The organism is Kitasatospora sp. NPDC008050, assembly GCF_042957465.1.
In the GTDB taxonomy this organism is placed as follows: Bacteria; Actinomycetota; Actinomycetes; order Streptomycetales; family Streptomycetaceae; genus Kitasatospora.
Genome location: NZ_JBIBIJ010000004.1, coordinates 21,308 through 43,030, shown reverse-complemented (window position 1 = coordinate 43,030; position 21,723 = coordinate 21,308). Strand labels below are relative to the sequence as shown.

Here is a 21,723-nt window from a genome sequence, read left to right as displayed (position 1 = left end):
CCCTCTGACGGGCGGACACCAGCGGTCCGCGCTCCGTGAGTCCGACGCTCCGACTCCGGAAGATGTTGCGGCGGCTTCGATGAATATTGGCGGCGGGCCGACGCTGCCATGGGGTCATATCGGACCAATGGGGCACTTTCTGACGGCAACCTGCCGGGCGTTGCCACTTCGATATCAGATCGAGACGGCACCGAACTACTTGACGACGATTTTGCCACTTCTTGGGTGAGAGATTGATGTCAATCTTTACCGGATCAATACCTTTTCTTTGATGAACCATGAGGACAGGCTCGATGCTTCGACCGTTCCAGGCCTCGCCGGTGCCAGCCGGCGGGGCCTTCACACTGCGCCGGGTGCGCCGGATAGCCGGGGTGCTGACCCTGAGCCTGGCCCTGGAGGCCGGCGTCACGCTCAGCGCGCTGCCGCTCCCGAAAGCCACGGCGGCACCGGCACCGGCGGCGGCACCGGCCACCCCGGCCAACGAAGCACCTGATGAATCATCAGCTCTGCTCTCGGCCCGGCTCCAGAACCACCGGGTGGAGGTCACCGGGGAACGCACCGAGACCGTCACGGTCTGGGCCAACCCGAACGGGACGCTGACCGCCGAACGCGCCACCGGCCCGATCCGGATGCGGGTCGGCCAGGCCTGGGTGCCGGTGGACACCACGCTGGTGGAGCGCCCGGACGGGAAGATCGCCCCGAAGGCGCACCCCGAGGGCCTGGTCTTCGAGGCCGGCGACGCGACCGTGAAGGCCGGGGACCCGGTGGCCGCCCCCGGCACCGCCCCCTCGCCCGCCGCCGGTGCCACCCGCGCCGCCCGGGCGCTGGCCCGCCCGCTCCTGGCCACTGACGTCCCGCCATCGAGTGGCCCGCCGACGCCCGGGGCCACCGCCACCGCCACCGCCACTCCCCCGGCGAGCCAGGCGCCGGCCCAAGCACCGACCGAGACACCAACCCAAGCGCCGACCCAAGCACCGACCGAGACACCAACCCAGGCACCGACCCAAGCCCCGGCCCAAGCCCCGCCCCAGGCACCGGCTCGTCCGGCCGAGGGCGCGCTGGTCCAGCTCGGCGACGACAGCCACCGGATCGAACTCGGCTGGCTGGGCAAGCTCCCCAAGCCGAAGCTCGACGGCAGCACCGCCACCTACGTGGACGCCCGCCCAGGGGTGGACCTGGTGCTCCAGGCCACCCGTACCGGCTTCGAGCAGTTCCTGGTGATCAAGGACCGCGCCGCGGTCGACCAGGCGGGCACCATCGTGATCCCGCTGGACACCAAGGGACTTGAGGTCGACCGCAAGGGCGACGGCTCGATCGAGCTGATCGACCGGTCGGCCGGAAAGGCCGTCGGGCGGATCCCGGCCCCGGTGATGTGGGACGCCACCGTCGACCCGCTCTCCGACGAGCACCTGCACCGCGGCCCGGTCACGATGGAGCTGCGCGGCCAAGGCGCCGACGCCGAACTGGTCTTCACGCCCGATGCCGGCTTCCTGACCGACCCGAGGACCAGCTTCCCGGTCACCGTCGACCCGGTGGTGGACCTCGGCACCAGCTTCGACACCTTCGTCCAGAGCGACACCGGCTCCGACCAGTCCACCGCCACCGAACTCAAGCTCGGTACGTACAACGGCGGTTCGGTCAAGGCCCGGTCGTTCCTGCACTTCCCCGGCGCCGCCTTCAACGGCAAGCACGTGCTCGGCGCCAGCCTCAACCTGTGGAACTTCCACTCCTCGTACTGCCTGCCGAAGCAGTGGGAGGTCTGGTCCGCCCAGTACGCCGACAGCAACAGCCGCTGGGGCAACCAGCCCGGCCTGGGCAAGCGCTACGCCGTCTCCGACGAGACCCGGGACATCGACACCGCCGACACCCACCAGTGCGCCAACCCGGACGGCAGCGCCTGGGTCAAGGCCGACGTCACCCAACTGGTCCGGGAATGGTCCGGGATGAACGCCGGGCAGTACGCGCTCGGGATCAAGGCGGCGGACGAGAACGACTCCTACACCTGGAAGAAGTTCAGCTCCGCCGAGGGCAACGCCCCGCCGTTCCTCTCGGTGACGTACAACACCGTGCCGGCCACCCCCGCCGGCGTGGACGTGCTCCCCTCCCAGCAGGGCAACCCGCGCTACACCAACTCGGCCACCCCGACCTTCTCGGTGCTCGCCAGCGACCCGGACGGCGGCCAGGTCGGCGCCAACATCGACCTGTGGCGCAACGGCACCTTCGTCAAGAGCGTCTACCGCGAGGGCCCGAACGGCAGCTACCTCAAGGCCACCCCCGCCGACTTCGGGATCGCCCGGCTGGACGAGGGCGTCTCCTACGCGGTCTTCGCCCGGCTCTGGGACGGCACCGACTACTCCGGCTGGAGCCAGGCCACCACGGTCGTCGCGGACACCGTCAAGCCCGGCGCACCGTTCGTGACCTCGGCCGCCTACCCGGCCGACGGCCTGTGGCACGGCGCGGCCGGCCAGGGCGGCGCGTTCAGCTTCACCCCCGCCGGTGACAGCGCCGATCTGGTCGGCTTCGTCTACACCCTGGACGGTGGCGCGGCGGTCACCGTGAACGCGACCGCGGCCACCTCGGTCACCGTCACCCCGCCGACCGACGGTCACCGGGTGCTGAAGGTGCAGGCCAAGGACCGGGCCGGCAACCTCTCCGAGCCGACCGTCCACGCCTTCCAGGTCGGCCGGGCCGGCCTCAGCTCGCCGGTCGACGGCAGCCAGACGGCCAAGCGGGTCAAGCTCTCGGTGGACGCCCAGACCGACTTCAAGCGGGTGGTCTACCAGTACCGTCGCGGCCCCGGCGCGGCCGAGTACAACGTGCCGCTCGCCAACCTCGCCAAGGCCGACAACACCCCGGTCACCGACGGCAAACCGCGTCTCTCGGAGCTCGGCGGCTTCGCCAACTGGACGGTGATCGACACCCTCGGCCAGGTCGGCGGCGTGGTCCAGGTCCGGGCGGTGCTCTTCCCCGAGGACGGCTCCGGCAGCGGCTACCCGACCGCCTGGAACACCTTGACGGTGGACCGCAACGCGGACGGCGCGGCCGGCACCACCATCGGCCCCGGCTCGGTCAACCTGCTCACCGGTGACTTCTCGACGGATGTCACCGACGCCAACGAGGCCGGCCTGTCGGTCTCCCGCAGCGCCTCCTCGCGCGGTACCGACCGGGGCTGGCAGCCGCAGGGCGAGCGTCTGACGGCCAACCAGCGCCAGGTCTCCACCGACCTCGGCGGCTTCACGGCCGGCCAGGCCACGCTGAGCCGGTCCACCGCGCGCGGGCACGACAACTCCACCGACTCACTGCTGGTCACCCCGGCCGCGAGCGGCTGGGACTCCTACGCGGCGCTCGGCCCCGAGTACACCCTGGCCCAGGGCATGAAGCCCGGGCGCACCTACCGCCTGACCGGCTGGATCTACGTCCCGGCCGCCACCGGCCTGGACACCAGCGCGCTGCCGAACCGCGGCCTGAAGCTGGTCGGCGTCCACAAGTCCGGTGGCGTCTACGGCGAGGTCGCTTCGGCCAAGGCCGGCTTCACCGACGCCTGGCAGCAGCTCTCGGTCGACCTGACCGTCCCCAAGGACGCCACCGAGGCCTGGTTCCGCCTCTACAACGGCTTCCCCGGCGGCTCCAACAAGGAGGTCCACTTCGACGACCTCTCGCTCAAGGAGCTCGTCGCCCCGTTCGGTCCGCAGTGGGCCGGCGGCCCGGACGCGGGGACCGGATCGGACTACCGCTCGCTCTCCTTCCCGCAGTCCGACCTGGCCGAGATCAAGCTGAACGACGACTCGGTGGTCACCTTCGCCAAGGGCACCGACGGCTCCTTCTTCCCCGAGCCGGGTGCCGAGCACCTGGCGCTGAAGGCCAACCCGGCCGGCGCCGGCCGGATCAGCATCGCCGTCGGCGGCCGCTGCCTGGACGTCAACGGCGCGAACAACACCAACGGCACCGCGATCCAGACCTGGGACTGCAACCCCTCGGGGGCCCAGCAGTGGACCCGCGGTGACAACGACAGCCTGATGGCGCTGGGCAAGTGCCTGGACGCGCCGAAGCAGGACAACTACACCAAGGTCTGGCTCTGGGACTGCTGGGGCGGCCCGAACCAGAAGTGGGAGCTGCGCCCCGACGGCAGCTACTACAACGCCTGGTCGGACCGGTGCCTGGACAGCCCCGACAACGGCGGCCAGGGCACCCAGCTGACCATCCACTGGTGCCACGGCGGCGCGAACCAGCGCTGGGTCCCGGAAACCCCGGGCACCACCTACACGCTGTCCGAGCTGGACGGCAGCAGCACCGAGTTCACCCGGGCCACCGGCTCCAGCATCTTCCAGGTCTCCAGCGAGACCGGCCCGGAGGCGGCCTCCAGCACTCGCTACCTCTACGACGCGGCGGACGGCCGCGCCCTGGTCAAGCGGGTGATCGCCCCGGTCGAGCCGGGCATCGACGACACCAACCACTGCTCGGTCGACCCGCTGCCCCGCGGCTGCGACGTGCTCGACTACGACTACGCGACCGCCACCACAGCCGTTCCCGGCGCCCCCGGTGACTTCACCGACCGGGTCCGGTCGGTGAAGGTCTGGTCGTGGAACCCCGACACCAACAAGCAGGAGGCCGTCGAGGTCACCCACTACGCATACGACGACCGCGGCCGCCTGGCCGAGGTCTGGGACCCGCGTGCGGCCGCCCCGATGAAGATCGGCTACAGCTACGACGACGCCGGCCGGGTCACCCGGATCAGCTCCAAGGGTGAGCTGCCCTGGGACTTCGACTTCGGCAAGGCGGCCGCCGACCAGGACCCGGGACGGCTGCTGAAGGTCCGCCGGGGCACGCTGGCGCCCGGCAGCAAGGACCAGGTCAACGGCGAGATCGCGACCAAGCTGGTCTACGAGGTGCCACTGACCCGCGGCGGGGGCGGTCCGTACGAGCTGTCCGGCGCCGAGGTCGCCAGGTGGGCGCAGACCGACGCGCCGACCGACGCCACCGCGGTCTTCGGCCCCGAGGACGAGCCCGGCACCGCCACCGCGAGCCAGGCGAAGCCCGGCGCGGACGGCTACCGGCCGGCCACCGTCCACTACCTCAACGCCTCCGGCAACGAGGTCAACACCGCCACGCCGTCCATCACCCCGGGCGGTGACATCGACACCAAGGAGTACGACCGCTTCGGCCACGCCGTGCGGACGCTGGAGGCCACCGAGCGCGCCATCGCGCTCGGCACCCATCCGGAGGCCGACCGGTTCGTCGCCGAACTCGGCCTGCCCGCCGACTCCGCCGCCCGGGCCCGCCTGCTGGACTCCCGCACCGGCTACTCGGCGGACGGTCTGGACGTCACCGAGACGCTCGGCCCGCTCTACCGGGCCACCCTCTCCGAAGCGGTGTCCGGGGGCAGCACCCCGGCCCAGGTGGTCGCCGAGGGCGAGGCGCTGCCCCAGCTCGGCTCCACCGCACTGCTCAACATCCAGCGCGGCGACACCAGTTGGGTCGGCAACGGCGGCTGGTCCGGCGGCGCGCAGATCATGCTGGTGGGCAAGAAGGCCGGTGACAACGCCACCTTCAGGATCACCGTGCCGGAAGAGGGCGACTACCTGCTCTCGGCCCAGCTGACCCGGGCCGGCGACTACGGCATCGTCAAGTTCGCCGTGGACGGCACCGACCTGGTCGGCAGCTTCGACGGCTACAACAGCAGTGTCACCACGGCCCCCTGGGCAGCCGGCCAGCCGATCGGGCTGGCCCGCGGCGACCACCAGCTGACCATGACGGTGACCGGCAGCAACCCGTCGGCCGCCGCACCGTACTTCCAGGCCGGTATCGACGCGCTGACGCTGACCAAGACCACCGTCAACCCGTCGCTGGCAGCCGGCACCTCGGTGCTCGCCCGCGACCACAACAGCAACACCTACGACGAGGGCAAGCCGGACGGCCGGGCCTACCACCTGATCACCACCGCCACCGACGGCGCCCGGATCGACGGCTACGCCGACGACGTCGAGCAGCGGGTCACTCGCACCGGCTACGACACCCCGATCGGCGGCACCTCGGGCTGGACGCTGAAGACGCCCACCTCGGTGACCACCGACGCGCTCGGGGCCAAGCTGACCTCGACCATCCGGTACGACGCGTCGAGCCGCGCGCAGGAGTCCCGCAAGCCGGGCTCGAACGGCGCCGACGCGGGCACCGTGAAGTCCGTCTTCTACACCGCCGGGGCCAACCCCGACGACGCGGCCTGCGGCAACCGGCCCGAGTGGGCCGGCAGTCCGTGCGCCACCCTGCCCGGCGGCGCGGTCACCGGCGCGGACGCCTCCCGGATGACCACCACACTGCCGGTCAAGCGGGTCACCCGCTACTCCCGATTCAACGAGCCGGAGGAGACCACCGAGACCAACGCCGGCAAGAGCCGCAAGACCGTCACCAGCTACGACGGCCTCGACCGGATCACCTCCACCGAGATCACCTCGGACGAGGGCCTGGCGCTGCCGAAGGTCACCACCGAGTACGACCCGGCCACCGGGGACGCGCTGAAGACCACGGCCGGCGGCAAGACGCTCTCCCGCACCACGGACCTGCTCGGCAGGCTGATCTCCTACACGGACGCCGACGGCGGGACCACCAGCACCGAGTTCGACACGTTCGGCAAACCGGTCAAGGTCACCGACCCCACCGGCTCCACCAGCTACACCTACGACCGGGCCAAGGAGCCCCGAGGTCTCGTCACCTCCGTCAACGACAGCCTCGCGGGCGAGTTCACCGCCAAGTACGGCCCCGACGGACAACTGACCGAGCAGACCTACCCCGGTGGAATCGTCCGCAAGGACACCGCCAACGCGGTCGGCGAGGCCACCAGCCGGACCTACACCCGCACCTCGGACAACAAGGTGATCTGGGCCCAGACCACCGACATCTCCACCCAGGGCCAGGTGGCCAAGGACACCAGCTCCACCGCCACCCGCTCCTACCAGTACGACCGGCTGGGCCGGCTGACCAAGGCCGAGCAGCGCACGACCGCGAGTGGCTGCATCACCCGCCGGTACAGCTTCGACGCGCACTCCAACCGGCTCGCCAAGTCGACCTCCCCGCAGGCCGCCGACGGCTCCTGCGGCACTGCGGACGGCACCAGCGAGAGCCACGGCTACGACAGCGCCGACCGGCTGACCGACCCGGGCTTCGCCTACGACGCCTTCGGACGCACCGTCAGAACCGCCACCGGTGCCACCAACACCTACTGGGCCAACGACAAGGTCGCCGCCCAGGAGAAGGGAGACACCAAGCAGGAGTGGGCCGTTGACGCCGCCCACCGCCTGACCGCCTTCACCACGGCCAAGAAGCAGGCCGACGGCTCCTGGGCGAACGCCACCAGCAGGCTGAACCACTACGGCGACGACTCGGACGAGGTCCGCTGGACCATCGAGGACACCACCCAGGGCACCCTGACCCGCAACGTCTCGGGGCCCGACGCCGACCTGGTGGCCACCACCAGCCGCACCGGTGACGTCCAGCTGCAACTCACCAACCTGCAGGGCTCGGTGGTGGTCACCACCGACACCGCCCTGACCAAGCCGGTCGTCCTCGACTTCGACGAGTTCGGCATCCCGCAGGAGGGCCAGGCCCAGGTCCGCTACGGCTGGCTCGGCGGCAAGGAGCGCTCGGCCGAGGCGCAGGACGGCGACATCCTGATGGGTGCCCGCCTCTACAGCCCGGTCCTCGGCCGCTTCCTGCAGATCGACCCGGTCCCCGGTGGCAACGCCAGTGCCTACGACTACTGCACCGGCGACCCGGTCAACTGCACCGACCTCGACGGCAACTGGGGCATGCCCAAGTGGCTGAAGAAGACGGTCCAGGTGGTCGCCAAGGTCGCCGAGGTCGCCTCCTACATCCCCGGCCCGATCGGCGCCGCGGCCGCAGCCGTCTCCTCCGTCTCCTACGCGGCCACCGGCAACTGGGGCAAGGCCGCGGAGATGGCGGTCACCGCGGCCGCCGGCCTCGTCGGCGCCAACACCGCGGTGAAGGCGGCCAGTGCGACGGTGACGGCCACCAGAGCGGCGGCCCGAGCGAACCGGGTCGCCTCCCGGGCCCGGACGTCCTTCCGCCAGGCCGCGGCCAGTTGCGTACTGCCCAACTCGTTCATCCCCGGCACACCGGTGCTCCTGGCCGACGGCAGCTACGCGGCCATCGAATCGCTGCAGCCCGGCGACCTGGTCACCGCCACGGACCCCACCACGGGTGAGACCACGGCCGAACCCGTCCTGGACGTCATCGTCGGCTACGGCGCCAAGCACCTGGTCGGCATCTCCACGGGCGACTCGCCGGGGACGCCCCTGGTGGCCACCGCTCAGCATCCGCTCTGGGTGGCCGGCCGCGGTTGGACCGACGCCGCCGCCGTACAGGTCGGGGACGCGCTGGTCACCTCGCAGGGCGTTGCCCGTGAGGTCTCGGCGGTCTTCGATGCCGGGTTCGTCGAGAACCAGCTGGTGTACAACCTCAGCGTCGGCGACCTGCACACCTTCACCGTGCTGGACGACGGGGGCGAGGTCCTCGTCCACAACTCCTGCGGGCGCGGTGGCAAGCAGGACCGGCTCAAGGCCCTGCTGAACGACCCCAGCCAGCCGCGCCACGTCCGCGGCTGGGTCAAGCAGGAAATGAACAGCATCAAGAGCAAGAGCAAGAACAAGCGCGGGAACCCCCGGAAGACCGTTCGTGTCCCTCCGGGCTATGAACTCGCCCATCTGCGCGGGAAAGAAGCCCACAAGGGATTCGACTACAGCCACTCCGTACCGAACACCACCGTGCTGCACAAGCTCCAGCACAAGCACGACAACTACGGGCGCGGGCGTCGGAGATGATCCCGACCCCATTGCTAGGATCGATAACCCGATCGAGATTCGGAGACAGCGGATGACCAGCTCGGAGAAGGACCGCAGGAAGGCTCTGCGCGATTCCTACAAGGCCCAGCAGAAGCAGGACGAATGGGAGAGCCTGGGGCTCGACCGGGACCAGCTGGACGCATTGCTGGAGCACCTGGAGGACCGGCTCTCCGACCAGGACTGCGACCACAGCCTGCGCCATACCCAGGCCTGGGTGAATTCCACGGGCCTGGATTGGGACACCGTCAAATCGGGCCTCGCATCGGCCGGTGGCTACTGCGACTGCGAAGTCCTGGCGAACGTCGATCCCGACGACAAGGTATGACGCACCGACAGTCCACCACCGACCGAGGAGAAGCCGTCCAGGCGACAGCCCGGGCATCGCGACGCCGGCCCCCTGCCGGCGGACCCTGCGAGAGAAGGCGACCCTGCCGGCCTTCGGCTGATGGGATCACGCCTTGACCGTGATTCAGTCACCGGGTTCGGACGGCTGAGCATCCCAGCAGGTTGACCCTGTGGTCCCGAGCGCGATTCGCTCGGGACCACAGTGCGCAGCGAGTGGCGATCGCCTGCGACATGAGGAACAGGTAGGTTGCTCTGAACCGCGCGGCACTCCGAAGCAAGGCGCCGTCGGTGGGGCGCTGCAGCCTCGGGCACAGGCCGGACGTCGTCAGGCGGCCCCAGATGAGAGTTGGCGAAGGAGTGCCACGATGGGCGAGCGGTCGGACGGTTGGATCCGTGTTCCGGTCGGCGATGACTCGTACAGATGGGCTACTCGCGGGCGATGCAAGCGAGTTCTGCTGGTCGTGCACAATGTGACGGCAGCGACGCGCCTACTCGATGTCATCCCGCTCTTCCGCGACGACCTGCGCGTCCAGCTCCTCGCCAGTTGCCCTGGATCGTCGCCGTTCCAGTCAGGCGTCACGGAGTTGCTCGCGTCGGTCGGTACACCAGTCCTCCCTTGGGCACAGGCCACCCAGCTCCCGGTCGACTTGGCAATCTCAGCCAGCTTCGGCGGTCAACTCGAGTCTGTTAACGGAAAGTTGGCAGTGCTCTCGCACGGCGTCGGCTACAATAAAAGGCTGGCGACGCCGGACGCCGGACGCCGGACGCCGGACGCCGGACGCCGGACGCCGGACGCCGGACGCCGGACGCCGGACGCCGGACGCCGGACGCCGGACGCCCCGGTCTTCGGCCTCGCCCCCGAGTGGCTCCTCGCCAACGGCGCTCCGATCGCGGACGCGATGGTGCTCTCCCACCCCGAGCAGCTCGACCGACTGCGCGAAGCGTGCCCCGAGGCGGTAGCTACGGCGGTGCTGGGCGGGGATCCGTGCTTCGACCGCATCCTGGCCGCCCGTCGCTACCGTGAGCGCTATCGGCGCGCGCTGAGTGTCCGGCCCGGACAGCGCCTCGTGCTCCTCAACTCCACCTGGAACCCGACCTCGCTGTTCGGTGACGGCGGCAAGGAGGACGTACTCCCGCTGCTGCTCCCCCGGTTGACCGAGGAGCTGCCCCTCGACGACTACCGCCTCGCCGCCGTCCTGCACCCGAACATCTGGCAGGGCCACGGCGCCGGCCAGATCCGGCTGTGGCTGGACCGGGCACGCCGGGCCGGCCTGACCCTCGTCGACCCGTTGGACGGCTGGCGCCAGGCACTCATCGCCTCCGACCTCGTACTCGGCGACTTCGGCTCGGTCTCTTACTACGCCGCGGCCCTGGGCACCCCCGTACTGCTCGGTGCGGCGTCACTGGACGTACTCGGTCCCACTTCCCCAGTGGCCGACTTCGTGCGGCAAGCGCCCCAGCTGGACCCTTTCGCACAGCTCCTCCCGCAGATCGACCGCGCCATCCACGAACACCAACCGCTGCCCGGCCCGGCAGAACTGACCAGCTCGGCGGCCGGACAGTCCGCCCGGCTGCTGCGCGAACTCTTCTACCGCCTGATCGGCGCCGCGCAGCCCGCCGGGCCGGCCGTGCTGGACCCGCTCCCCCTGCCATCCCACGAACCCGCGCCGAGCAACGCACCGCTGCGCGTGCTGACCCAGGTACGCAAGGGCTCCTGCGGCCCCGAGATCACCCTGCACCGATACGCCGACCCGCGCTACGAGCCCCAGGGCCCCGGCGAAGCTCATCTCGCTGTTCCCGAGGACACCCTTGATCCGGGCGTGCTCGCGACGGCCGACGTCATCTTCCGCCACGGGCCGGCCCACGATCCGCGCCTGGGCCGCCCGGAGGAGTGGGCAGCCGAGGTCCTGGAGCAGTACCACTCCTGCACCCTCGCGGCCTACCTCACCGAGCCGAACGCCTGCACGGCACTGCATCGCGACGGCACACTGTTCCACCTGACCGCCGACCCGGCCGGCGCCGACCCGGCCGCGCACGCTTCCGCGCTGCTCGCCTGGCTGAGCTCCGGCCGGACCGTGGCGCCCGGCCTGGAGCTGACCGTACGCACGGGTGCCGGCGTCGACCGGGTGCGGGTCACCGCTGTGACTACCGGCAGCGCTGACGCAGCGCTTCGAGGTGGACCAGATGGCTCTCCGCCTTCTCCTTGGTGAGGATCGCGGCTGCCTCGTCGATCAGGACCAGCGCCTCGGCGAGCCGACCGGCCAACACGTGGGTCTCGGCGAGGTCGGTCAGCGTCCGGGCGGCGTTGTACTGTTCGACGCCGTCGCCGTTGCGGAAGAACTCCAGTGCACCGGTGAGCAGTTCCTCGGCCTGTGTCAGGTCTCCGAGTCCGCGCCGGGCCCGGCCGCGGTGGCGTTCGAGCAAGGCGCGGGCGCGCGGCAACTCCTCGACGTCTTGATCGTCCCCGGCGACTGTGTCGAGTACCCGACCGGCTTCGTCGAAGCAGGACAGTGCGGCCTGAAACCTCCACTGCCGTAGGCGCAACAGGCCCAGCGACTCGACGGCCGTGGCCTGTCCCAGCAGTCGGCCACTGGCCCGGGCGGCGTCGGCGGCCGCGCGCAGCTGGGTCTCGGCCTCCTCGTAGAGCTGGGATTCCATCAGACCGTGGGCGAGCTGAGTGTGCATCCGCGCGACCATCCGGGAGTCGAGACGGCTCAGCAAGCCTGCCGCCCGGACACCGGCCCGCAGCGCGGGAAGCAGAACATCGACGTGCCCGACCTTCAACTGCCAGGCCCAGAGCGCCTCGACCAGTTGGCAGACAGTGTCCGGATCCCCGAGCTCCTCTGCGGCACGCACCGCTTCGAGGAGGTTGCCCAGCTCCTCGCCCAGCGCTACGAGGGCCTCACCCTCGTCTTCGTAAGGTCCTTGGCCCAGTTGCTCGAAGAGGGGACTGACATGCCACCGCTTCGGCAGTGCCTTGTAGTCCGCCCGGACGGCGAAGTGCAGGTAGCGCTCGACCGCCGCAGCGGTCGCCGCGGTCGCGGCCGCGGCACCCTCCGTCCGCAGGGCCTCCTCCTCGGCGTGCCTTCGCGCTGCCGGGCGGTAGCGGTACCGGCCGGCGGTCGTCTCCTCCAGCAGGCCCAGTTCGGTGAGCTCGGCGAGCATCCGCACCGCCTGCGCGTGCGGGACACCGGCGGCCGCGGCCGCGCCGGCGGCGCTGATGGACGGCCAGGGGCGAAGTGCGTTGCGCCGGTAGAAGACGGCGAGCTGGGGACCGAACTCCCGGTATCGGTCCTCGATCACGATGCGCACGGGATCCGCGCCAGGAATGCCGTTGTTCTGGTGCGGTAGCGCTGTCGTCAGGTGCTGTGCTGCCGCACGCAGCGCGAATGGGGAGCCGGCGCAGCGTGCCAGGACCGAGGGCAGGGTGGCACGCGCCGCTGCGACAGCCTGCTTGCCGGCCACGTCGATGAGCAGTCGCTTCGCATCCCGCTCGGGCAGCGGCCCGACCTCGATCGGCACCGCGTCCAGACCCACCAGGGGGCGACGGGCGATCACCAGGATGAAGACCCCTGGAGCGGTGGTGATCAGCGGTTTGACCTGGCCGACGGACTGGGCGTGGTCGAGCACCACCAGGAGGTGCCGATCGGCCAGCAGGGTGCGGTACAGATCGACCCGGTCCTCCAGCGTGGGCGGGATCTGCGTGTCCGGCACCCCCAGTCGGCTCAGGAAGTACCGCAGAACGACTGTCGGTTCGGGCGAGGAGCCCAGCGAGCCGCCACGCAGGTCCGCGTACAGCTGGCCGTCGGGGAAGCGCTCGATCTCCCGGTGGCCGAAGTGGACGGCCAGTGCCGTGGTCCCGATGAGCTCCGGCCCGACCAGCATCGCCAACCGGATCCGTCCGTCGGGCTTGCGGGCCACCTCGCGTTGCAGGGCGGCCAGTTGCCTGGCTCGGTCGGTGAAGAAGCGGGCCGACGGCGGAAGCAGCGCCGGCGCGCCGTGGCCGGGAGAGCGCCCCGTCGCTCCCGCGGCCCCCATCCACTGCGCCAACGCCTGGGCCTGCTCCGGTTCCTGCCGGAGCCGCTCCACGATCAGCGCGGCCAGCGCCGCCCGCTCCTTGGCCCCACGAGGAGCCGGAACCTCACGGCCGAACGCCCGCCGGACAACCCCACCGAAGGACTCGTAGACCGTCTTGCCCGCCTCCGTGGCCATACTCGCGCTCATCGCGCTCAGGACTCCCGTGACCGCCGTGACCGACAGCGGATCCACCACGCCCCACCCCCTGCTCCGTCGGCATGGCCGACCAGCACTGCTCCACTCCTACGTCATCCCAACCGTAGCCTTCCGGGATCCCTTTGTCCGGCACCCGCGACGGGTCGCCCCGCCGCACCAGCGAATGATCGACGGAATTCCCTCCACCGTCACCGCGACGGCTTCGTCGCCCGTCCCCAGGCACCGCCTTCGTGACTGTTTGTCACTGGACGCCTCCGCCGTGTTGCGCTGCACTGGATACGGAGCGAGGGAGACCCTACGAACGACCCGGACAGCCCACGAAGGAAGGTACGAACAGATGACATCGGGGGAAGCGGTGCTCTCGGACTGCTGGACGAGCGGAGACCAGCCGGTTGACGGGGCGGCAGTGAGAGACCGGCTCGCCGCCCGCGGCCTGGCACTCTTCACAGGCACCACAGCGAGGTCGACCCTCATCGACTTGGCACGGTCCCTCGGAGAGGTGCAAGCCCACCCGCACGCCGCTGTGCCGGCCGAACGCGGTCACCTACGGCCGACGCCGCGTGCACACCGGCGCCGTGTTCGAGCGTGTCAGCGACGGCACGCTGCGGATACGTTTGTGGCCACCGGAGTTGGCGCGCTTCTCGCCGGCTGCCGAAGACGCGCTCGCGGCACTTCACCGATCGATCAGTTCTCACAGCGAAGTGGTTGCTCTGAATGCGGGCCAAGGATACGTGATTGACAATCACCGCTGGCTTCATGGGCGACGCGCCTTCGCCGGCTCCCGGACCATGCTGCGTATGGCGTGACACCACACCACTCATCACCATGACCAAGCGCTGACCATGGAACAGCAGATCGATGCCCATTTCGCCGAAGACGAACCGAGGCCATCCATGCCCGAAAAGAACGACCTTCTCGCGCAGACCATCGGCGGCCCTTCCACGCTACCCGAGAACCGACCGACGTTCGCATCCATGCCTTGGTACACATCTCGCGGCAGGCAGGTTCTACGCACCGGCGACCTGGCCCGGATCCTGCGCTACTACCGGCAGTTCCACCGGATGAGCCAGGAGGAGCTGGCCGCACAGATGATGTGCAGCAGGTCGTACATATCCCGGACACCGCTGTCTGCGCATCTGCCACGCGGCGCTCGATCGGAACCGCACGGACACCGGCTTCTTTCTGAACGCTTTCAGTCTTCGCGAGGTCGAACTGCGGGGATTTCTGCTGACCCACCGCCCGGGTCGTGCGGCGTCCGTCGCACAGCAAGTGGTTGACCGTACCCTGGCACCTCCACAATGGGATGTCATAGAACGAGTCACGATGGGCCAGTTCCATCTCGAGTACGGCGACAGGGAAGCCGCAGCCGTTGGCTTGTACTCGGCTGTCGACGCGGCCAGGTCCCACCAGCTCCCCCATCAGATCCAGCGAGTCATCCGGCTGGCGGGTGCGGCGGGCCTCGACGGGGTTGCTCAGGCGGGATCCGCTGCCTTGCAGTGTTTGGCCTTCCCACCGCCCGCCGGCGGGACTCCCTCAACCGGCGGGGAGCAGCTGACAGCCTAAAATGGATCCACGATGCCGGCTCCGAGTGATGAGGCGGCCGGCCATGGGTGCCCGCTTCGTCTACTCGGAGAATCGAGGTTCAGGGATTGCCTCACAGCCATCCATGCGGTAACGGTGGCCGCGAGCCGCGAGCCGCGAGCCGCGAGCCGCGAGCCGCGAGCCGCGAGCCGCGAGCCGCGAGCCGCGAGCCGCGAGCTGTAGAGATCAGGGTTGAGCCAATGGTGCGGGGCGAGCGTGGACGGTAAGGCGAGTCTGCGGGCCCCGGTCGGCCCGGACGCCTGGCGCTGGCGTACCTTCCAGAGCGTGCGGACCCTCGTGGTCCCGGCCCGCACCGTCACCTCCACGGTGCGGGTCCTCGAAGTCCTTCCCGACCTGCTGCGCGGCGACGACCGGGTCGGTGTCGTGTTCGCCCACGATCCGACCTCCGCATTCAGCGACGGGGTCCTGGATCTGCTACGCAGCGCGGATTGCCGCTCTGTCCCGTGGGATCACCTGTCCGATGTCGCGCCGGACCTCATCCTGTCGGCCAGCGAGAACATCGACCTGCCGGACAGTGACTGCCCGGTACTCGTGCTCCCGCACGGCGTCGGTTTCCAGAAGCTCGTACCCGACTCCCGGAGCACCGGCAGCCGGCTGTCCGGCATGGTGTCCGAGAGGCTGCTGAAAAGGGCCCGGCTCGCCGTGTCCCACCCGGACCAGGCGGCCCAACTGCTGGCAGCGCACCCGGAGACCGAGGGGCGCACCGTCCTCATCGGCGATCCTTGCTACGACCGGCTGGTGGCCAGTGTGCCGCAGCGCGACACGTATCTGCGGGCGCTGCGCTTGGAGCCCGGCCAGCGGCTGGTGGTGGTCAGCTCGACCTGGGGACCGACCTCGTTGATCGCCCGGGTACCGGATCTCCCTGCCCGCCTGCTGGCCGAGCTCCCGCTCGACGAGTACCGGGTCGCGGTCGTCCTGCATCCCAATATCTGGTCGACGCACGGGGCCTGGCAGATCCGCACTCTCCAGGCCGCCGCGCTGGAGGCCGGGCTGCTGATCATCCCGCCCACCCGTGGCTGGCAGGCGAGCGTGGTCGCCGCCGCCGCGGTCGTGGGCGATCACGGCTCGGTGACGCTGTACAGCGCGTCGCTGGGGCGGCCCGTGCTGCTCGCGGCCTTCGGCGACGACGCGGTGCCGGGGACCGCCGGGGCCGAGCTCGGTCGACGCGCTCCTCGGCTCGATCTCCAGGCCCCCTTGCGTGCCCAGGTCGAGCAGGCCATGGCCGGTCAGGAACCCGACCGGTGGGCCGACATCGCACAGCAGGCCTTTGACCAGCCGGGCCAGGCCATGGAGCGACTGCGCTCCACCGTCTACGACTTGATCGGACTGCCGGAGCCGAACGGTCCAACACCCGTGCGCGCGTTCCCGGTACCGCAGATCCAACCGAGCCCGGTCACCGCGGCGGTGGTCTCGCTGCGCCTCGCCGCGGACGCCGACGGCTGGTCACTGAGCGTGGAACGGTATCCCGCTTCGGTCGCCCGCCGGGCCGACGAGGGCCCCGGCGAGTTCCGCTACCTGGCCTGCGACCTGGAGGAGCCCGATCCGAAGCAGACGCTCAACGCGTCGGTGCTGATCGAACGGACACGACTCGACGCGACCGCGACCGTGCACCGGATCGCCGAGATCCTCGGTGCCTACCCGGGAAGCCGCGCGGCGGCCGCGGCGCTGGAGGCCGCCGGCGAACACCTCGTCGGGCTGCGGGACCGCCGCCTGATCCAGGTGACCGCCGCCGACGGGGTGGCGGACCCCGGTCTCGCAGCAGCCGCCGTCTATGCCTGCCTCCGTGCGGACATCCCTCTTGCCGGAGCCCGGCTGACCGTGCGGATCGGTTCCGCGCGGACACACGTGGTGGAGCTGCGTCAGCTCCGGAGAGGTTGAGGTGGTCCTACTGCTCCTGAGGACCGTCCCCCTCAGGACCGTCCCCCTCCGCCAGCCGACGCCGGAGGCCCTCCGCTTCCGGGCTTCCTCCCGCCTCGAAGATCTCCAGGGCGCGGGCACGATGACGCCGGGCTCCGGCCCGGTCCGCCACCGTCTGCTCGATCAGGTCGGCCAGTGCCATGCGGGCGCGGGCCTCGTAGTGCGTGGCGTCCGCGTTGCGCAGGGCTTCTGCTGCCCGCTCAAGGTCGTCCCGGGCTCCCTCGACATCGCCCAGGTGCACCCGAGCCAGACCGAGGGCAGCCAGCGCCCGGGCCGCCATTCTGCGATCCGGCCGGCTGAGGCTGTCGAACTCCTCGATGACCCGCCGCAACGTGACGCAAGCCGCCTCGGGGCTGCCCGCGGCATCCTGCGCGCAGCCGAGGAAGTAGCTGGCGACGGCTACCCCTCGCGGATCCTCGGCCTCACGGTTGAGCTGAAGCGACAGCTCGAAGACCGTGACCGCCCGGGCCGGGTCGTGCCGCTCCCAGTAGCGGCCGAGGAACTCCTGGACCGAGGCACGAAGCAGGAGACACCCCGACTCGTCCGCACGCACCACGGCCGTCTCGAGTTCGGCACTGGCCCGGTCGTCCTCCCCGAGATCGAGAAGGGGGCGGGAAAGCAGACTGCGCAGCCGTGCCTCGGCCGCCACAGCCGAGTCGGCGATCGCGGCGTCCACGCCGAGTTGGAGGGAGTCGCACCAGTCCCCCAGGTGCCGGTGATGCAGGAAGAGCGCGGTGAAAGCCTCGGCGAGCTGCCAAGCCTGCCGGTCCAGAGCCTGCCGACGGGCGGCACGCAACACCGCGAGGATGTTGCCCCGCTCGGCTTCCAGCCAGGCCAGCGCCAGTTGGCCGGCGTCCTGGCCGGCCTGTGAGAAGGGGTCCGGAGCGTTCCGGAGCAGGTCTTCCAGCCTGGCGATCCGCAGCCGGTCGGCCTGGATGGCCCGGTCCGCCAGCGCGGTGAGGGCCAGGTAGTGCGTCACCAGGCCGGACAGGGCCGTGACCTGCTCCGCCTCAGGGGTCTCCAACTCGGCGCAGTGACGTGCGTGCAGGCGCACCAGGTCATTCAGGTGATAGCGACCGTCGACCGTCGCCTCCAGCAGGCTCGCCCGGACCAGTTGTGCCATCAGCCGCTGGACGGCAACCGTTTCGAGACCGCCGGCCGCGGCCACCGCGCCGGCGTCGAAGCTGGGGGTGGGCAGGATCCCCAGCAGGCGGTAGAGCCAGGCCTGCTCCGGTGTCAGGGATCGATAGGCGAGATCGAAGGCGCCGGACACACTGCGCTCCCCTCCGGGGGTCTGTAGCGTCATCACCGACAGTCGAGCCGAGTCGTCCTCAAGTTCGCCTGCCACCGCCGTCAGTGTGAGGTGCGGCTGCATCGACAGTCGGGCCGCCACCAGGTGCAGGGCGACGGGAAGCCCGCCGCACAGGGCCACGACACGACGCGCAGCCGTCGGGTCGGCTCGGACCGGCTCCGGCTCGCACAGGGCGGTCAGCAGCTCCAGGCCGGCCGACTCGTCCAGCGGGTCCAGCTTCATCAGCCGCACGCCGTCGAGCCTCAACTCACCCAGCAGGATGTCGCTGGTGGCCAGGAGCGCGCTGCCCGTCCCTTTGGGGGTCAGCATCTGGACCTGGGCCGGCTCGGTCACATTGTCGAGCACCACCAGCAGGCGGCGTGCGCCCGACAGCCGACGGTACTCGCGCAGCCGATCGTCAACACTGTTCGGCAGATACTCCTCCGCCTGCCCAAGGGCTTTGAGGCAGATCGCCAGCGCCTCGGCGATGCTCCCGCCCACACCGCCGTCCGATGCCGCGAAGTCGACGTAGAGCTGTCCGCCGGGGAAGCGCTGCCTGCAGTCGTACGCGAGTCGGCGGACCGTCGCACGCCGGCCGACCCCCGGCAGTCCGCTCACCACCGCCGAGGCGACAGCGTCGGCCGCGTCGTCATCCAGCCAGGAGCTCAGTGTGCCCAGTTCCCTGACCCGGTTGATGAACCGGGACAGGTGCTGCGGCACGTCGTCAGGCCTGCTGCCGGTCCTGGAGGGCGTAGCCATGGACACGTTGACGGTGATACCGCCGTGGACCCGACCGATCTGTAACGCGTTGCCGTGGACCGTACCGTCCAGGACATTGCGGACGAAGGTCCGCTCGGCCGGTTCCTCGAAGCGGTCGTGGTCCATCCACTCTCCTGTCCTGGAGCCAGCCTGACAGGCCATCACGTTACCGGAGCACCGTCTCCATCACCGCTGGCTTCCCGGTTTCCGACACCCCGCTTCGAACCGCCCCGGCGGAAGCGGTGGTCATCTCCGTCCCGCCCGAGAAGGCGGCGTCGGCGCCAGGCCGGGCGAAGCTTCCGAGCCGCCGGCGCCGGCGCCGGCAAGTCCGCCCGCCAGGCGCCACCCAACGACCGACCGCGGTGATCCGCATCGGCAGGCGCGCGGAAGTTCGCGCACCTGCCCGAGCACGCGCTGCTGAGCGTCGTGGCCTCTTCGCTCTCAAAGGGCTGATGAACGCTGCCATCCACCACTCCCCGGCACCCGCCCCTGACGGGCCATCCGGCATGCGTCCCCGCCACCGACCGCCTACGGTGCGTCAGGAGGGGGTGACCCAACCCGAGAGGTGAATTCTCCATGGCAGGGAAGTTCGAACTGTTCACCGACGAGAGCGGCATGCACCGGTTCCGGCTCAAGGCGAGCAACGGCTCGGTCGTCGTGGTCGGCGACGCGCACGAGACCAAGGAATCGCTGCTGCAGAACATCGAGTCGCTCCGCAAGCTCGCGCCGTACGCGGAGGTCCGCGAGGCGAGCGGGAGCGTGGCGTAGCAGGTCTCGACGAAGCGGCGGGGGGGGGGCCCGGGGGGCGCCCCCCCCCCCCGGGGCCCCCCCCCCCCCGCCCCCCCCCCCCGGGGGGGCCCGGGGGGGGGGGCGGGGGGGGGGGGGGGGGGCCCCCCCGCGGGGGGGGGGGGGGGCGCGGGCGCCCCCCCCCCGCCGCTTTGCCCAGCTCGACCAGGCCGGACCCGCCGGATTGGCCCTGTCGACGGTTCATGATCTACCCGTACGCTCGGGGAATGCGCATCTTGATCATCGACGCCTTCACCGACCGACCGTTCGCCGGCAATCCGGCGGGCGTCTGTCTGCTGGAGACGGACAGCTGGCCGGACGAGCAGTGGATGCGCCAGGTGGCCCGCGAGCTGAACCTCTCCGAGACCGCCTTCGTCCGCCCGCCGAGCCAGGCGGATGACGCCACGGGCATGGGCGCCGAGGGCGAAGTCGACTGGCTGCTGCGCTGGTTCACCCCGATGACCGAGGTCCCGCTGTGCGGCCACGCCACCCTGGCCGCCACCCACGCGCTGCGCACCCAGGGCCTGACCGACGGCCGCCCGATCCGGTTCGGCTCGCTGAGCGGGGTGCTGACCGCGACCCCTCAGGCCGACGGGACGATCAGCCTGGACTTCCCGGCCGCGCGGCCTCAGCCGACCGAGGTGCCGGACGGCCTGGCGCAGGCGCTCGGCCGCCCGGTGGTCGGCTGCTGGACCACCGGGGAGCTCGACGTCCTGCTCGTCGAGCTGCGCAGCGAGCACTCCGTCCGGGGCCTGGCGCCGGACCTTGCGGCCGTCACCCGCCAGCAGGCCCGCGGCGTGGCGGTCACCGCGCTCGCCGAGCACCCGGCCGACGGCTACGACTTCGTCTCGCGCTACTTCGCCCCGGCCGCCGGGGTGCCCGAGGACCCGGTCACCGGCAGCGCGCACACCGCGCTGGCGCCGTTCTGGGCCGAGCGGCTGGGGCGCACCGTGCTCACGGGCTACCAGGCCTCGGCCCGCGGCGGCCTGGTCCACTGCGAACTGCGCACCGCACCGCGCTCCCCAGCCGAAACGAGCCCAACCGGCACGAGCCCGGCCGACAACGCCCCGACCGGCGCCGGCTGGGACCGGGTGCTGCTCTCCGGCCGGGCCGTCACCGTGCTGGACGGCCGGCTCACCCTGTCGGCAGCCAGCTGACGTGACCGGCCAGCAGCGCGTACCCGACGAAGGCCGTCGTGTCGATCAGCGCGTGTGCCATGGCCATCGGCATCACCCGGCCCCAGCGCCGGTAGAGCAGGCAGAAGATCGCACCCATCACCATGTTGCCGACCAGCCCGCCGACGCCCTGGTAGAGGTGGTACGAGCCGCGCACCAGCGAGCTGGTCAGCACCACGGCCGGCCAGCCCCAGCCACGTTGTTCGAGGCGGCGGATCAGGTAGCCGAGCACCACCACCTCCTCCAGCACGGCGTTCTGGCAGGCGGAGCCGATCAGCACCGGAATCCGCCACCAGACGTCGGGCAGCCCCGAGGGCACCACGGTGAGGTTGGCGCCGGCCGCCCGCGAACCCAGGTAGAGGGCCAGGCCGCTACCGCCGATCACGGCGGCCACCGCCGCGCCGCGCCCGAGGTCGGCGAGCTTGTGGCGCAGGTCGAAGCCGAGCACCCGCAGGCTGGTGCCCTCGCGGATCAGCAGGTAGCCGACCAGCACCACCGGCATCAGGCCGCGGCCGATGTAGTAGAGCTGGTAGGCCAGGTCGATCCAGGGCCGCCCCGGAGCGGCGGAGGAGTTCAGCGGCGCGACCTGCTGGCTGAGCGCGGCGTGCTGGGTGAGCGAGTCGGCGAAGCTGATCGCCGCGTAGATCCCGCTGGCGCCCAGGGACAGGCCCAGGACGATCAGCAGCTCGGCGCCGAGCAACCGCCGCCCGGGAGAACCGGGCGGCAGGATGTTCTCCGGGGAGGCGGGCGGTGCGATCGTCAT

The 21,723-nt window shown here is 70.9% G+C and carries 9 protein-coding genes and 1 pseudogene; 7 read left to right on the top strand and 3 right to left on the bottom strand.

What is annotated here, in order from left to right:
- Window positions 1-293 precede the first annotated feature (293 nt).
- The 3 genes from ACFZB9_RS09445 (at window position 294) to ACFZB9_RS09435 (ending at window position 11,407) form a co-directional block, all read left to right on the top strand.
- Window positions 294-8,831, top strand: a complete 8,538-nt coding sequence (locus tag ACFZB9_RS09445; RefSeq protein ID WP_391445246.1) for a ricin-type beta-trefoil lectin domain protein — start codon at window positions 294-296, stop codon at window positions 8,829-8,831.
- Between the two features lie 52 nt (window positions 8,832-8,883).
- Window positions 8,884-9,177, top strand: a complete 294-nt coding sequence (locus ACFZB9_RS09440) for a DUF2695 domain-containing protein (protein ID WP_391445245.1) — start codon at window positions 8,884-8,886, stop codon at window positions 9,175-9,177.
- A 724-nt stretch (window positions 9,178-9,901) separates the two neighbouring features.
- Window positions 9,902-11,407 (top strand): hypothetical protein, encoded by a 1,506-nt coding sequence (locus tag ACFZB9_RS09435; protein WP_391445243.1) that lies wholly within the window; start codon window positions 9,902-9,904, stop codon window positions 11,405-11,407.
- Here ACFZB9_RS09435 and ACFZB9_RS09430 read toward each other — a convergent pair.
- Window positions 11,343-13,421 carry a tetratricopeptide repeat protein gene (locus tag ACFZB9_RS09430; protein ID WP_391445241.1) on the bottom strand — a complete coding sequence of 693 codons (2,079 nt, stop codon included), beginning with the start codon at window positions 13,419-13,421 and terminating at the stop codon, window positions 11,343-11,345. The genes ACFZB9_RS09435 and ACFZB9_RS09430 overlap by 65 nt on opposite strands.
- Before the next feature lie 485 nt (window positions 13,422-13,906).
- Here ACFZB9_RS09430 and ACFZB9_RS09425 point away from each other — a divergent pair.
- Together ACFZB9_RS09425 and ACFZB9_RS09420 are read left to right on the top strand one after the other, a co-directional pair.
- A pseudogene (locus tag ACFZB9_RS09425) lies at window positions 13,907-14,236 on the top strand (TauD/TfdA family dioxygenase); the annotation flags it as partial.
- 991 nt (window positions 14,237-15,227) lie between these two features.
- Window positions 15,228-16,910 carry a hypothetical protein gene (locus ACFZB9_RS09420; RefSeq protein WP_391445239.1) on the top strand — a complete coding sequence of 561 codons (1,683 nt, stop codon included), beginning with the start codon at window positions 15,228-15,230 and terminating at the stop codon, window positions 16,908-16,910.
- Between the two features lie 7 nt (window positions 16,911-16,917).
- Here the strand turns inward: ACFZB9_RS09420 and ACFZB9_RS09415 are convergent, their stop codons facing one another.
- The gene (locus ACFZB9_RS09415) at window positions 16,918-19,125 is read right to left on the bottom strand and encodes a hypothetical protein (RefSeq protein WP_391445237.1); all 2,208 of its coding nucleotides are present in this window, start codon (window positions 19,123-19,125) and stop codon (window positions 16,918-16,920) included.
- A 450-nt stretch (window positions 19,126-19,575) separates the two neighbouring features.
- On the opposite strand from ACFZB9_RS09415, the gene ACFZB9_RS09410 reads away from it, so the two are divergent.
- Together ACFZB9_RS09410 and ACFZB9_RS09405 are read left to right on the top strand one after the other, a co-directional pair.
- Entirely contained in the window at window positions 19,576-19,767 is a 192-nt protein-coding gene (locus ACFZB9_RS09410) for a YegP family protein (RefSeq protein ID WP_391445235.1), read from the top strand.
- A 245-nt stretch (window positions 19,768-20,012) separates the two neighbouring features.
- On the top strand, window positions 20,013-20,942 hold the full coding sequence (locus tag ACFZB9_RS09405; RefSeq protein ID WP_391445233.1) for a PhzF family phenazine biosynthesis protein: 930 nt from the start codon (window positions 20,013-20,015) through the stop codon (window positions 20,940-20,942).
- On the opposite strand, the gene ACFZB9_RS09400 is transcribed toward ACFZB9_RS09405, so the two are convergent.
- Entirely contained in the window at window positions 20,920-21,723 is an 804-nt protein-coding gene (locus ACFZB9_RS09400) for a type II CAAX endopeptidase family protein (RefSeq protein WP_327070287.1), read from the bottom strand. The genes ACFZB9_RS09405 and ACFZB9_RS09400 overlap by 23 nt on opposite strands.

Bases quoted from the DNA above. Each gene is read 5' to 3' on its own strand.
- ACFZB9_RS09415 (WP_391445237.1), bottom strand. From the start codon at position 19,125: ATGGACCACGACCGCTTCGAGGAACCGGCCGAGCGGACCTTCGTCCGC.
- ACFZB9_RS09400 (WP_327070287.1), bottom strand. From the start codon at position 21,723: ATGACGATCGCACCGCCCGCCTCCCCGGAGAACATCCTGCCGCCCGGT.
- ACFZB9_RS09440 (WP_391445245.1), top strand. From the start codon at position 8,884: ATGACCAGCTCGGAGAAGGACCGCAGGAAGGCTCTGCGCGATTCCTAC.
- ACFZB9_RS09405 (WP_391445233.1), top strand. From the start codon at position 20,013: ATGCGCATCTTGATCATCGACGCCTTCACCGACCGACCGTTCGCCGGC.
- ACFZB9_RS09445 (WP_391445246.1), top strand. From the start codon at position 294: ATGCTTCGACCGTTCCAGGCCTCGCCGGTGCCAGCCGGCGGGGCCTTC.
- ACFZB9_RS09430 (WP_391445241.1), bottom strand. From the start codon at position 13,421: ATGAGCGCGAGTATGGCCACGGAGGCGGGCAAGACGGTCTACGAGTCC.
- ACFZB9_RS09410 (WP_391445235.1), top strand. From the start codon at position 19,576: ATGGCAGGGAAGTTCGAACTGTTCACCGACGAGAGCGGCATGCACCGG.